At 67.5% G+C, this 661-nt stretch carries 1 protein-coding gene; it reads right to left on the minus strand.

What is annotated here, in order from left to right:
• Positions 1–7: 7 nt before the first annotated feature.
• Positions 8–661 (minus strand): IS30 family transposase (locus G3576_RS31020; RefSeq protein ID WP_164698340.1); only part of this gene is annotated, 654 nt, incomplete at its 5' end.

Below are 661 nucleotides of genomic sequence, written 5' to 3' on the forward strand. Positions count from 1 at the left end.
CTTGGTCTCAACCGGTCGTCGCAACACCATCCTGAACGGACCGCAGGGCCGCGTCGAGCGCCTCGGCAGGCGTCTTCCATCCAAGCGTCTTCCGCGGTCTGCTATTGAGCGCTGCGGCCACTGCGCCAAGGTCGTCACTGCGGTGGACGCTCAGGTCCGTCCCCTTCGGAAAGTACTGACGCAGCAGGCCATTGGTGTTCTCGTTCGTCCCGCGTTGCCACGGGCTATGCGGATCGCAGAAATACACCTGCAGGCTCGTGTCGATCCGCAGCCTGGCGTGCTGTGCCATCTCTGCCCCCTGGTCCCAGGTCAGCGAACGTCGGAGTTGCTCGGGCAGGGTGGTGATCGTCCCAGTGATCGCGTCGCGCACCGCGGCGGCGCCGTGTCCGGCAAGCGCTGGCCCATTCTTCTCGCGCGGCCCCGTTCCGTGTCCCTCCATCGGCGGCAGGTGCAGCAGCATCGTGAACCGCGTCGTCCGCTCAACCAAGGTGCCGATGGCGGAGCGGTTGAGGCCAATGATCAGATCGCCTTCCCAGCGCCCCGGCACAGCGCGGTCCTCCACCTCCGCTGGACGTTCGCTGATCAGGATCTCGGGGGTGATGAACGACTTGCCCCGCCCACGCGTGCGCGCCCGCGGCACCCGTAACGCCCGGCCGGTTCG

This window comes from Falsiroseomonas algicola (assembly GCF_011040385.1).
GTDB classification, from domain to species: Bacteria; Pseudomonadota; Alphaproteobacteria; order Acetobacterales; family Acetobacteraceae; genus Falsiroseomonas; species Falsiroseomonas algicola.